Source organism: Streptomyces sp. SID13031, assembly GCF_010548305.1.
Taxonomy (GTDB): domain Bacteria; phylum Actinomycetota; class Actinomycetes; order Propionibacteriales; family Kribbellaceae; genus Kribbella.
On record NZ_JAAGLV010000008.1, the window covers coordinates 326988 to 339951 of the forward strand.

The 12964-nt window shown below is 69.1% G+C and carries 13 protein-coding genes; all 13 read right to left on the reverse strand.

What is annotated here, in order from left to right:
• Positions 1-148: 148 nt before the first annotated feature.
• On the reverse strand, positions 149-1444 hold the full coding sequence (locus G3I17_RS18530) for a sugar ABC transporter permease (RefSeq protein WP_164597858.1): 1296 nt from the start codon (positions 1442-1444) through the stop codon (positions 149-151).
• A complete protein-coding gene (locus G3I17_RS18535) occupies positions 1441-2256 on the reverse strand; it encodes an ATP-binding cassette domain-containing protein (RefSeq protein ID WP_203590395.1) in 816 nt (271 codons plus the stop codon). The genes G3I17_RS18530 and G3I17_RS18535 overlap by 4 nt, the downstream gene beginning before the upstream one ends.
• A 122-nt stretch (positions 2257-2378) precedes the next feature.
• On the reverse strand, positions 2379-3455 hold the full coding sequence (locus G3I17_RS18540) for a sugar ABC transporter substrate-binding protein (RefSeq protein ID WP_164597860.1): 1077 nt from the start codon (positions 3453-3455) through the stop codon (positions 2379-2381).
• 103 nt (positions 3456-3558) lie between these two features.
• Entirely contained in the window at positions 3559-4749 is a 1191-nt protein-coding gene (locus tag G3I17_RS18545) for an ROK family transcriptional regulator (RefSeq protein WP_164597862.1), read from the reverse strand.
• A gap of 139 nt (positions 4750-4888) precedes the next feature.
• The gene (gene cobS, locus G3I17_RS18550; protein WP_164597864.1) at positions 4889-5668 is read right to left on the reverse strand and encodes an adenosylcobinamide-GDP ribazoletransferase; all 780 of its coding nucleotides are present in this window, start codon (positions 5666-5668) and stop codon (positions 4889-4891) included.
• A 19-nt stretch (positions 5669-5687) separates the two neighbouring features.
• Positions 5688-6389 carry a bifunctional adenosylcobinamide kinase/adenosylcobinamide-phosphate guanylyltransferase gene (locus tag G3I17_RS18555; protein ID WP_164597866.1) on the reverse strand — a complete coding sequence of 234 codons (702 nt, stop codon included), beginning with the start codon at positions 6387-6389 and terminating at the stop codon, positions 5688-5690.
• Positions 6382-7188: an ECF transporter S component gene (locus G3I17_RS18560; RefSeq protein WP_164597867.1), complete on the reverse strand. Its 807-nt coding sequence runs from the start codon at positions 7186-7188 to the stop codon at positions 6382-6384. Before G3I17_RS18560 ends, G3I17_RS18555 begins: the two co-directional genes overlap by 8 nt.
• Positions 7185-8795, reverse strand: coding sequence for an ABC transporter ATP-binding protein (locus G3I17_RS18565; RefSeq protein ID WP_164597869.1), 1611 nt, complete (start codon positions 8793-8795; stop codon positions 7185-7187). The genes G3I17_RS18560 and G3I17_RS18565 overlap by 4 nt, the downstream gene beginning before the upstream one ends.
• On the reverse strand, positions 8792-9889 hold the full coding sequence (locus tag G3I17_RS18570; protein WP_164597871.1) for a CbiQ family ECF transporter T component: 1098 nt from the start codon (positions 9887-9889) through the stop codon (positions 8792-8794). The genes G3I17_RS18565 and G3I17_RS18570 overlap by 4 nt, the downstream gene beginning before the upstream one ends.
• A complete protein-coding gene (locus G3I17_RS18575; protein WP_164597873.1) occupies positions 9890-10609 on the reverse strand; it encodes an SCO2322 family protein in 720 nt (239 codons plus the stop codon).
• A 91-nt stretch (positions 10610-10700) separates the two neighbouring features.
• Positions 10701-10916 (reverse strand): hypothetical protein, encoded by a 216-nt coding sequence (locus tag G3I17_RS18580; RefSeq protein WP_164597875.1) that lies wholly within the window; start codon positions 10914-10916, stop codon positions 10701-10703.
• A complete protein-coding gene (locus G3I17_RS18585; RefSeq protein ID WP_164597878.1) occupies positions 10913-11926 on the reverse strand; it encodes an aldo/keto reductase family protein in 1014 nt (337 codons plus the stop codon). The genes G3I17_RS18580 and G3I17_RS18585 overlap by 4 nt, the downstream gene beginning before the upstream one ends.
• A gap of 42 nt (positions 11927-11968) precedes the next feature.
• Positions 11969-12925, reverse strand: a complete 957-nt coding sequence (locus G3I17_RS18590; protein ID WP_203590396.1) for a hypothetical protein — start codon at positions 12923-12925, stop codon at positions 11969-11971.
• Positions 12926-12964 lie beyond the last annotated feature (39 nt).

Genomic DNA, 12964 nt, shown 5'->3' on the forward strand with positions numbered 1-12964 from the left:
AAAGAAACGGATCGCCACCCCGGGCGGGGAGTGGCGATCCGTTCGTTGGAACGGCGGGCTGCTACCGAGGCAGGGGTCAGGTAGCAGCCCACCGGGCTCTAGTGCCCTGGACACCGCAAGCACTCGAACAACTCCCGGTCCAGGGCACTCATGCGCGGCCGTGCGCCTGACGGCTGCGGCGGCTGAGGGAGTCGATCGTGACGGCGATCAGCAGGACGCCGGCAGTCACCATGTAGCGAATGCTGGAGTCGAGGCTGAGCAGCGCCAGGCCGTTGGCGATCGACATGATCACCAGCGCGCCGAGCAGTGCGGAGTACGCCGAACCACGACCGCCGAAGAGGCTGGTACCACCGATGACGGCGGCGGCGATCGCGTTCAGGTTGGTGTCGGTACCACCGCTGCTCTGACCCACTGCCACCAGCCGGGCCGCGGCCAGGATGCCACCGACGGCGGCGAAGGTGGCGCAGGCCGCGAAGATCGACAGATAGATCATCCGGACGTTGATACCGGCGCGGCGAGCCGCCTCGACGTTGCCGCCGACCGCCATCACCGAGCGGCCCCAGCGGGTCTTGGTGATCATGAACTCGGTCGCCACCACCAGCACGACGAGCAGCAGGAACATCGACGAGACGCCGCGGTCGCCGTTCAGCACGACGACCGGGATGAGCAGGACCACGGCGAGTGCGGCGGCCTTGATCGCGATGATCGTGGTGGGTGCGGCGGACAGGCCGGCCTTGGCGCGGGCGCCTCGGTTGCGCAGCCGGCTGAGCACGTACGCCGCGACCACCACGACGATCAGCCCGTAGGCCAGGGCGGGCGGCAGGAAGCTCGCGGTGGCGAACTTGACGATGCCCGAGTCGAACGGGATGTTCAGGGTGCCTTCCTTGCCCAGGACCAGCAGTTGCAGTCCGAGGAAGCCGAGCAGGCCGGCCAGCGTGATGACGAAGCTGGGGACGCCGAAGCGGGTGTAGAGCGCGCCGTAGAACAAGCCGATCAGCAGGCCGAGCGCGGCGGCGGCGAGCAGCGAGATGACCAGCGGCCAGCCCTTGTTGACGAACGTCACGCCCATCACCGCGGCCGCCAGGCCGCTGACCGAGCCGACCGACAGGTCGATCTCGCCGAGCAGCAGGACCAGCACGATGCCCAGGGCGATGACGCCGATCGAGGTCGTCTGCTGGGTCAGGTTGACCAGGTTCCGGCTGGTCAGGAACGAGTTGTTGGCGACCTGGAAGACCGCCCAGATGATCACCAGACCGACCACCACCGGGACCGAGCCGAGGTCGCCCGAGCGCAGCCGGGAGGTGAACGCGGAGAGCGCGCCGCTGACACCGTGACTGGCGATCAGGCGCTCGTCCTGCAGGTCGGCGGGCAGCGCGGCCGGGTCATGCGCCTCCGGCACGGCGTCCTGTACGGGGGCCGTCGATCCGTCGACCGGGGTGGTCATGATGCGGAACCTTCCTGCTGGGTCCGGCGCGCCGCGCGCTCGGAGACTGCGTTGTCCGTGGCACCGGTGATCGCGGCGATGATGTCCTGGGACTTCGTCTCGTTGACGTTGAAGACCCCGTTGTTGCGGCCCAGCCGCAGTACCGCGACCCGGTCGGCGACCGCCATCACGTCGGCCATGTTGTGGCTGATCAGGATCACCGCGAGACCACGCTCGCGGAGTCGCTCGACCAGGTTCAGCACTTCGGCCGTCTGGGCCACGCCCAGGGCGGCGGTCGGCTCGTCCAGCATCACGACCTTCGGCTGGCCGAGCAGGCTGCGCGCGATCGCCACCGTCTGGCGCTGACCGCCGGACAGGCTGGCGACCGGGATCCGGACGCTGGGGATCTTGGCGGACAGCTGCCGGAGCAGCTCCCAGGAGGAGCGTTCCATCTCGACCTCGTCGAGCACCTTGCCCTTGCGCAGTTCGCGGCCCAGGTACAGGTTCGCGACGACGTCGAGGTTGTCGCACAGGGCGAGGTCCTGGAACACGGTCGCGATGCCGAGCTGCTGTGCCTCGGCCGGGCTGCCGACCCGGACCTCCCGTCCGTCGAACATCATCACGCCGTCGTCGGCGGTGTAGACGCCGGCGATGGTCTTGACCAGCGTCGACTTGCCGGCGCCGTTGTCACCGACCAGCGCGAGCACTTCACCAGCGCGCACGTCCAGTTCGATGTTCTTCAGCGCCTGGACAGCGCCGAAGCGCTTCGAGACGCCTCGAAGCGCGAGCACCGTGCCGGTCGTGGCCGGCGCGGGGGTGGGAGTGACAGTCATCGATCAGCCTCCTGAGGGCTTGCTATCCGGCCTCGGTCCGGGCGGACCCTGTGGTGTCCACCCGGACCTCGGCGGTGCTTGATACCGGCCCAGGGACGGGCCGGTATCCGTGCGGCCGGGAGTTACTTGAGGCCGGCGGCTGCGCAGGCGGCCGCGAAAGACGCGGTGCAGATGTCGGTCACCTTGTAGATGCCGTCCTTGACCACAGTGTCGTTGATGTTGGCCTTGGTGACGGCGATCGGGTCCAGAATTGTCGACGGCACGCTCTTGAAGTCACCGGTCGACTCGGCCTTGCCACCGTTGGCCAGCGCGACGGCGGCCTTGGCGGCGGCCTCGGCCTGCGGCTTGACGGCCTTGTAGATGGTCATCGTCTGGTCGCCGGCGACGATCCGCTGGATCGCGGCGAGCTCGGAGTCCTGACCGGTGACCGGCGGGAGCGGCTTCACGCCACCACCCTTGAGGGCTGCGATGGCGCCACCGGCGGTGCCGTCGTTGGCGGCGTACACGCCGACCAGGCCGGACTTGATCGCGCTCAGCTGGCCTTCCATCCACGCCTGGGCCTTGTCCGGGCTCCAGTCCGGGGTGTCGAACTCGGCCGCGATCTTGAAGCCGGAGCTGTCGAGCACGCTGTGCGCGCCCTTCTTGAAGTCGGCCGCGTTCGGGTCGGTCGGCGAGCCGTTGATCACGGCGAGGTTGCCGGAGGTCTTGCCGGCCGCCTTCAGGGTGTCGACCAGGGTCTGGGCCTGGAGCTTGCCGACGGCCTCGTTCTCGAAGGAGACGTAGTAGTTCGCGCCCTCGATGAAGCGGTCGTAGGCGATGACGGGTACGTTCTGCGCCTTGGCGGCGGCGACGACCGCGGCGGCGGCCTTGCCGTCGACCGGGTCGAGGACGAGCACCTTGGCGCCCTGGGTCAGCGCGGCCTCGGCCTGGGTCTGCTGCTTCGCGGCGTCCTGGTCGGCGTTGCTGTAGATGAGCTCACAGCTCGCACAGGCGGTCTTGAGCGCCTCGGTGAACAGCGGACGGTCGAGCGCCTCGTAGCGGGTCGTCTTCGACTCGGGGAGCAGCAGGGCGACCTTGCCGCCCTTGGCGTCACCGCCGGCCGGGGTGTCGGAATCGTCCGACCCACAAGCCACGAGGGAGAGGGCAAGGGCCGAGACGGCGATGCCGAGGCCGACAAGACGGGTTGGTGAGACGGACATAGAGCGACTCCTTGACGTGAGGGCCCGAGTAGGCCTGAGCAGAGTCAAAACCCAGAACCCGGTTGACGTCAAGGCTTGAATTCAAGAAATAGACATATCGTTGTTACACGGTTGTCTTCACAGGTGCCGCCGTCCGTGCGTGGCTCAGAATGGATGCCAACTGAATGGCACCGAGCACATCCGCTTCGTCACCGAGTTCAGCCGGCCGTAACTCAACCGTCGCCGCGGCACTCGGGATCGCGCACCGGTCCAGGGCCTCCCGAAGGGGCACCATGATCAGGTCGCCGGCCTCGGCCATCTTGCCGCCGACGACGATCACCTCGGGGTTGAAGAGGTTCACCAGACCGGCCACGGCGACTCCGACCCGGCGGCCCGCGTCCTCGATCACTCGTCGGCAACCGAGGTCACCGGCCAGCGCCCGGGTGACGACGTCCCTGAGCCTCAGTGCTCCGTGGGACGCCTGCAGCGAGCTGAGCAGCGCGCGAGAGCCGACGAAGGTGTCCAGGCAGCCACGGTTGCCGCAACGGCAGATGGGGCCGTTCTCGTCGATGGTCAAGTGGCCGATCTCGCCCGCAGTACCGGCGGAACCACGGAAGACCTCGCCGCCGAGCACGATGCCCGCGCCGACGCCGTACGAGAACTTGATGTAGCAACCGTGCTGGACGCCGCGCAGGGCGCCTTCGCGCAGCTCGCCGAGCGCGGCCAGGTTGGCGGTGTTGTCGAGGGCGACGGGGCTGCGCAGGTGGCCGGCCATCGCTTCGGCGACGTTGACGCCGCGCCAGCCGGGCAGGACGGCGTCGGAGCCCGCCTCGCCGCTGACCGAGTCGACCGGCGCGGGCAGGCCGAAGCCGATCGCGCCGATGTCCTCGACGCTCGCGCCGACCGACTCGCACAGGTCGGCGAGCAGCCGCGCGGCGCGTTCCATCCCGTCGTCGGCGACGTGGTCGGCCTGCAGGGGCATCGACTGCTGGGCGAGGATCTCGCGGCTCTCGGTCGCGATCGCGACCCGGACGTCGCGTTCGCCGAACGCGACCCCCGCCAGCAGGCCGCCGCCGGAGGCCAGCGAGACCAGTACTGCGCGGCGCCCGTTGCGGATGCTGCGGGACAGCCCGACCATGCCGGCCTGGTCGAGCTCCTTGACCATGTTCGACACGGTCGCGGCGGACAGTCCGGAGGCCGCGGCGATCTCGACCTGCGTGAGCGGACCGTGCTGCCGGACAACCCCCAGGACGCGTTCGCGGTTGGCTTCGCGGAGCGAAGCCTGCGAACCAGGCGCCGGGCGGCTTGCGTTCATTACATAAAGATAACGGATCGCGGGGCTTTCGCTCCCGACGCGAAGATATCGATTGTGCAGGTGACGGTCATGTGTCCTCACAGTTACGCGTAGTGCTGTCCGTGGCGAGCCCGAAAGGACACTAATGCACGCCTGCACTTCAGGTGGTGAAGGCGAGCACCAGGAGCGTCAACGGAAGCGCGAGTTCTACGGTGGCGCCGAGGGTGTCGCCGGTGACGCCGCCGAGCGATTTCTTGGTATGCCGGGTGGCGGCGAACGCGAGGAGTACGGCGACCAGGACGGCGGCGGCCGTGCCGAGCACTGTGCCCCAGAGTGTGGGCGCTCCGAGCCAGCCGAGTAGTGCGGCGCCGGTGACGGTGACCAGGGTGACCAGGGCGGCGGCGTATGGGCGGACGGTGCCGGCGACCATGGCGCCGAGGCCGTTGGGGCGGGCGGACGGGACCGAGGTGCGGCAGGACCAGGGGAGGGTGAGGCGGCTCGCGACGCCGGCGATCAGCAGCGCCTGCCAGCCGAACGCGTTCTGGATGCAGGCCTCGAGTGCGGCGACGTCGATCAGCAGGACGGCGGTGATCGAGACCACCCCGAACGGGCCGATGTCGCTCTGCTTCATGATCCGCAGCTTGGTCTCGCGGTCCCGCCGGCTGCCGAAACCGTCGGCGGTGTCCGCGAGTCCGTCGAGATGCAAGCCTCCCGACAAGGCCATCAAGGTGACGACCCCGAGCGCCGCGGACAGCAGCGGGGCGTCGGGTTTGAGGCGGTCGGCACCGTAGGCCACCGCCGCGGCGATCCCACCGATGACCAGCCCGACCAGCGGGGCCAGCACCATCGCCCGCCCGGCCACCCGCCGGTCGACCGTCCCGGGGGCTCCCACGGGCAGTACCGACAACGTCCCGAACGCCAGCTTCAGCGCATCAACCATCTCTAACCCTCCCCGGTGCTCAGAGCGCGACAGTCCGCCCCGCGACGCACCACAGCACCGTCTCCGATCGCCTGGCGACGGTAGCGTTCACCCGGCCCATCAGGTCGCGGTAGAGCCGGGTGCCGGCGTCGGCGGGGACCACTCCGGAGCCGACTTCATTGCTCACGGCAACCACTAGTCTGGTTGTCCGGGACCACGCCTCCGCGAGCAGCTCGATCCGTTTCTCCACCTCGACCGCGCGGCTGTGGTCAGCCCAGACCTCGCAGGCGTCCATCGTGCGCGAGAGCCACAGGGTGAGGCAGTCGATCAGCAGCGGCGGGCCTGGCGTCTCCAGCAGCGGTACGAGGTCGACGGTCTCGGCGAGTCCCCAGGAAGCGGGTCTGCGGGCGCGGTGGAGGGCGATCCGCTCGGCCCACTCGGGGTCAGCGGACCCGTCACCTCCCGTGGCGACGTACAGCGTGTCGGGGTAGTCGGCCAGCAGCCGCTCGGCCTCGGTGGACTTGCCGGAGCGGGCGCCACCGAGCACCAGGGTCCGCTGCGCCGCCAGTGGGGCTGTCCACGACAACTGCTCGCCGGTGGGCGTCAGTACGTCGTACCGGAGTCCGCGGTTGGTCCTGGTTGTCGTCACCTCGTACCCGGCGGCGGTGACGATGCCGTCGGCTCCGAGCCGCAGCACGCCGTCGACCACAGCACCGTCAGGACCGGTGATCAACTCAGCCATTAGGCCCCCTATCGAACACCACCGGTACGTCGAATGCAGCTTTCCTGGCGGTCCGTCGGAAGGCGTTGAGGATCGGTCGGCCGAGCGCCAGCACCAGGACTGCGCAGAGCACGCCGCGCGGGATGTCCCAGCCGAGCGAGGTGGCCACGACGAATAGCCCGTACCGATGCAGGTTGTCCACCAGCGAGTCGCCGGGGATGAACGAGAAGTCGCTGCCGAAGGTAGCGTAGGGCCAGAACCACAGGTTCATCACCAGGCCGTAGAGCACCCCGGCGACCAGCGAGTACGCCGCCAGCAACAGCAGCTCCAGCCGGCCGCCCACTTTGGGCAGCAGCCCGGCAAGGCAGCCCACCCAGGCGCAGGCGAACATCTGGAACGGCATCCACGGCCCGACCCCGCCACTGACCAGCGCACCGGCCAGCAGCGACACCGCCCCCAGCACGAACCCGAACCCGGCCCCGAAGGCTCGCCCGGCCAGGATCAGCAGGAAGAACCCAGGCTCGAGTCCGGCAGTACCAGGCCCGAGTGCGCGCAGCGCAGCACCCACTGCGGCGAGCATGCCGAGCAGGGAGATCACCTTGGCGTCAATGCCGTCCTCGGACAGCTCAGCCAGTACTACGGCCACCAGCAGCGGCAGCAGCAAGACGAAGAGCCACGGCGCGTCAGTGGTGTGCCCGATGGCCGACTCGCCCGCTTGCGAGGTGGACCAGAACAGCGGCCAGCCGAAGGCGAGGATGCCGACGACAGAGGTGAGTACCAGCGTCGCCGTACTGCGGGGCTTGAGCTGGACGAGTCTCATGAGGCCCGTTCCAACGCGCTCGCGACCTCGCCGACGGTCAGGAAGGGCAGTGGCGCCAGGATCTTCGCCACCTGCGGGGCGAAGGCCGGGGAGCCCGCGATGACGGTCGCAGTCTCGCCGTCGCTCACCAGCTCACCGTCAGCCAGTACCAGGACCCGGGTGGCGACCTCGGCCACCATCTCCACGTCATGGGTCGACAGCACGACCGCATGCCCGGCCAGTGCCAGCTCTCGCAGGATCTCGACCAACCGATGCTTCGCGCCGTAGTCCAACCCGCGAGTGGGCTCGTCGAGCAGCAACAGGGGAGGAGCACTGCACAGTACGACGGCCAGCGCCAGGCAGAGCCGCTGTCCCTCGGACAGGTCGCGCGGGTGTAGTTGGTCATCGATCCCGGGTGCAAGCCGGTCCAGCACTGCCCGGCAACTCCCGGGTGCCACCCGGAAGTCGCTGTCGGCTCCGGCGCACTCGTCAGCCACCGTCGCGGCGTACAGGAGGTCTGCCGGCTCCTGCGGCACCAAACCGACGACTTTGACCAACCGCGACGGCTTCGTACGCCGTGGGTCGGCGCCGGCCGCGGTGGCGCTGCCAGAGCGGGGCTGGACGAGCCCGACGAGCGCATTGAGCAGAGTGGACTTGCCCGCGCCGTTGCGGCCCATCAGTGCGACTACCTCGCCAGACCTGATGCTCAGCGAGACCCCACGCAGCGCAGGCGTGTTGCCATAGGCCACCACTAGGTCCTTGCACTGAGCCAACTCGCGCCCCTCGACAGCGACTGGCCTCAGCGGAGCCAAGTTGGTCAGGCGGCTGCGCAGAGCCACTGCAGCTCTACGCGCGTCCCGCACTGACAGTGGCAGCGGTGACCAGCCGGCAAGGCGGCCTAGCTCGACCACTGGCGGCGCTACGGGTGCAGTGACCATCTGGTCGACCGGTAGCCCGGTAGTGACTGCTGCAGAGCCGCCGGGCACCTCGATCACCCGGTCGGCGTACTGGATGACCCGCTCCAGCCGGTGCTCGGCCATCACCACAGTGACGCCCAGGTCATGCACGAGCCGCTGTAGCGCTGCCAGGACCTCCTCGGCAGCCTGTGGGTCCAACGCCGACGTCGGCTCGTCCAGGACGAGTACTGCCGGGTGGGAGGTGAGCGCAGCCCCGATCGCCGTCCGCTGCCGCTGCCCTCCCGACAGAGAGGTCAGCGCCCGGTCCCGTACGTCGGCAAGCCCCAGCAGATCGAGTGTTTCCTCTACTCGCCGCCGCATCACGTCCGGTGCGATCCCGAGCGACTCCATGCTGTAAGCGAGTTCGTCCTCGACCGTGTCGGTGACGAACCCGGCCATCGGGTCCTGCCCGACGATGCCGACCACGTCGGCCAGATCGCGCGGCCGGTACTCGCGGGTGTCCCGGCCGTTGACGATCACCCGGCCGGCCAGCGTCCCGCCGGTGAAATGCGGCACGAGCCCGTTGATGGTCCGCAGCAGCGTGGACTTGCCGGAGCCGGTCCGGCCGATCACGAGCGCGAGCTCACCCTCCGGGATGGTGAAGCTCACCTCGCGGATGGCTGGTTCGGTGGCGCCGTCGTAGGTGACCGTCACGCGGTCGAACTCGATCATGCCGCCACCAGCTCGCGTCGCCGGGTCAGCGGCGGTGCGGCCACAGCCGGCGCGAGCCCGAGCAGCAAGCCGATCACTGGCACCACCGGCACCGGCGGAACCACCAAGGGACCCGCCAGCACCAAACCGGAGGCTCCGCGAGCCGCAGCGACGATCATCACCGCAGCCGCCAAGGCACCGGACAAGGTCACCAGCCACTCGGGCAAGGCCCACGGATCCGGCCGGTAGCGAGTGCGAGTGACCCGCTGGCGCCCGACGGCCATGGCGCCGACTGCGAGCAGCAAACCGATCGCTAGCGCACCAGCGGCGACAGGGAACGCCATGGCGTCAGTCAGTAGGGCGTAGATGCCTAGGGCGATCCCGAGCAGCCCGAGGAGCACTGCGCCGCCGGTGATTCGCCGCTGGCGTCGGGGGACCTGCGCAGTCCGGCCGTAGCCGCGGGAGTCCATTGCGGCCGCCAACTCGACCGACCTGTCCAGAGCACCTTCGAGGACGGGCATGGCCGTAGTACGGAAGGAACCGCGGGTGCGGCCGCGCAGGCGTCGCGCAGCGCGGATGCGGCGAGCGTCGGTGACCAGTTGCGGCGCGAACGTCAGTGCGACCACACAGGCCACGCCCATCTCGTAGAGAGCGCCCGGTAGCGACTTGAGCAGCCTGCGCGGGCTCGCCAGCGCATTGGCGGCGCCGATGCAACACAGCATCACGGCGAGCTGGCCGCCGTCGTACAGGGCGGTCAGCACCGCCTCGGCGCTGACCTCGCCGCCGAGCTTGACGCCGTTGGCCCACTCGGGCACCGGGAGCTGCGGCAGCGTGAACAGGATGGTGTTGCCCTGCGACCGGGTCGACAGCAGCGCTTGCAAGACCACACGGATGCCGATCACGACCAGGCCGAGCTTGAGGAAGGCCACGTAGCTGTTGGCCCAGGGAGCGTCACTACGGCGCGCTGCCACCACGAAGCCGGCCACGGCCAGGATGAGGACCAGCAGAACGGGATTACGAGTCCTACTGGCCGCCACCGCGAGCCCCAGCGACCAAAGCCACCACGCCCCGGGATGCAGCGCCCGGGGCAGCGTCAATTGATTGACAGCGCGCACCTAGTGCTGGCCAGAACGCCGGCGGCTGAGCGCGAGGCCGCCACCGGCCAGCAAGAGCACTACGAACGCGGCGATGATGATCCCGGTCCAAGGCGTGCCGCTGTCTGAGGAAGTCGGGGCCTGGTTGGAGTTCGTCGGTACGGCAGCCGCAGTCGGCGTGGCGGTCGAGCCGACCGCAGGGCCGATCTCCAGCTTCACCGGCTCGTCCGTGGCCGGCACGGTGATGTTCTTGACCGGGTCGCCGCAGCCCGTCGCCGGGTAGCCGCCGATGCCACAGGTGAGGCCCTTCTCGATCCGGACCGGCTTCACTGCGGCCAGGATCTTCGCGCCGGTCGCCTTGAGGTCGGTGACGACGCAGGTCCCGGTGGCCGGGGGAGGAGCCTCACCCGAGGCCGAGTCGGCCGGAGTACCGGGGTCGATCACCAGTGCGACCCGCTTCTTGCCGGTCTCGGTAGGAGTCGCTCCACAGATCGTGGCGAAGTCGCCGGCCGCCCGCGGCACCCGGGGCTTGGCGCCGCCGACGGCGTACCGCCAGCCTTCCACGGAGCCGTCGGCGGGGACTACGCCCTCAGAGCCCTTCTGCGCGAAGGCCCACTGCCCACCGGAGTACTGGAAGTAGCCCCAGAAGCGGTAGCCGTCCTCGGCCTGCGCCGTGGTGGTGACCGTCCCCGCAAGCAAGAAGCCGGTCAGCAGCGTGAGGACCAGTCGCTTTGCAGTCATGGCCGGAGCCTATCGCCCAGTATGCGGACACTGCGGGAGCCCGTACGGGGGACGTGCGGCAGGGCACATTCCGGCGTACGGGCGTCGCTGACTACTTTTCTTCCTGGGCCGCCAGGCTCATCGGGCCGTAGACCTCGCGGGTGTCCTCGAGCAGATAGACCTGAGCGACGCCCTTCTCGGCCAGCTCGCGCCAGATCTCGCCAAGCCAGCTCTCCGCGTCGCCCTGGGCCGAGAACTCCGCACCCGTCAGATCACCCGGGTCGGCCGCTTCGCCGGCGGCGGTCTCGAACCGCCACGTCCAGCTCATCGGCCCGGCCGGGTCTGCGGGGAGTTCTGCGCGGTCTTGGCCGGATCGCGCTCGACGATGCCGCCGAGCGTCTCGTCGATCCGCTTCAGCAGGCTGTCCTCGAGCTTCACGCCGGCCGCCTTCACGTTCTCGGTGACCTGCTCGGGCCGGGAGGCGCCGGTGATCGCCGAGGAGACGTTCGGGTTCTGCAGCACCCACGCGATCGCGAGCTGGGACAGCGACAGGCCGACCTCGTCCGCGATCGGCTTGAGCTCCTGCACCCGGGTCAGCACGTCGTCGTTCAGGAACCGGCTGATCATGTTCGAGCCGCCCTTGTCGTCGGTCGCCCGCGACCCTGCCGGCAGCTCGGCGCCCGGCTTGTACTTGCCGGTCAGCACGCCCTGCGCGATCGGCGAGAAGACCACCTGGCCGATACCGAGCTCCTCCGACGTCGGCACCACCTCGGCCTCGATCGTGCGCCAGAGCATGCTGTACTGCGGCTGGTTGGAGACCAGCGGGACGTGCAGCTCACGGGCCAGCCGGTGGCCCTCCTGGAGCTGCTCGGACGTCCACTCCGACGTCCCGATGTAGAGCGCCTTGCCGGCCCGGACGACGTCGGCGAAGGCCTCCATCGTCTCCTCGAGCGGCGTCTCGGTGTCGTACCGATGCGCCTGGTAGACGTCCACGTAGTCCGTCCTCAGCCGCTTGAGCGAGGCGTTGATCGACTCGTGGATGTGCTTGCGCGACAACCCGGCGTCGTTCGGTCCGCCCGGCCCGGTCGGCCAGTACACCTTGGTGAGGATCTCCAGGGACTCCCGCCGGACCCCGTCCAGCGCCTCACCCAGGACGGTCTCCGCCTTGGTGTTCGCATAGACGTCCGCGGTGTCGAACGTGGTGATCCCGGCCTCCAGGGCCGCCTTCACACAGGCCTTGGCCTGCTCGTTCTCCACCTGCGAGCCGTGCGTGAGCCAGTTCCCGTACGAGATCTCGCTGACCTTCAACCCACTGTTTCCGAGATACCGAAAGTCCATGCCCCGACCCTACTGCGAGAAACCGGCGCCCGCCGATCGAGGTCACTCGCCGAACAGCATCGGGGCGTCACCAGGCCGGAGGGCGTGGCGGAAGTAGACGGGGTCGGCAAAGGTCGCCGGCACCTTGCCGAGGCCCTTGATCACGGTGGCGGCGCCGTTCGCGTGGCCGACGGCGTACAAGTAGCCGGAGTGGGTGTCCTTGTCGATGCCGAGCAGCATCGTGCCGTACTGGCCGCACTTCTCGATCACTATCGTCTCGAAGCCCTGCCAGGTGGCGGCGCGCACCTTCTTCACCACTGGCTTCAGCGGCGACGTCCGGGGCAGCCTGATCGTGTAGAGCGCACCTCCCCGGGTGTTCGCCAGGAAGGTCTCGTACGTCGCGGTCTGGCTGATCAACGCCATCGTCTTGACCGCCGCGAACCCGGTCGCGGACTGCCTGTCGGCCCAGAGCACGGCGGGCTTGTTGTTGTAGTAGTGCATCTCCCAGCGCGTCAGCGTCCCGTCGGCGCGCAGGGCGTACTGGGTGGTGAGGTTCGGTAGCTGGGGATAGTCCCAGAACCTGCTGGTCTCGAAGAAGGTCATGTCACCCCAGCCGCCACCGACCCGGGAAACTGCCTGCCTCGACCGGTCGACCTGGCCGTCCTCCGTGAGGTAGTAGCTGGAGTCGTACATGACAGAGCCCATGACCACGTAGCCCCAGAACAGCCCACCGGTGCTGGTGATGTCCGGATCGTTCGCGATCATCGAGCTCAGCCGGACCTGGCCGTCGGGGTAGATGTCGGTGAAGCCCCTGCTCTCCCGCACCGTTGCCGGCGAGCCGGCAGTGATCACCCTGGCCGTGTGATCGCCACCGGCGGTCACCGACCCGAGCACCATCATGCAGGCGGCGGTGGCCGCTGCCTGCCCCGACGCCTCCGTACCCGAGGCCCGCGCGGCCCCGGGCGTAATCGTCAGTACCAGCAACGCGGCGACAGCCGCTGCGATCGGTCGACCGGACATGAGCAGCCCCTGGATCCGTAGTACGAAGTAATGCTTCTG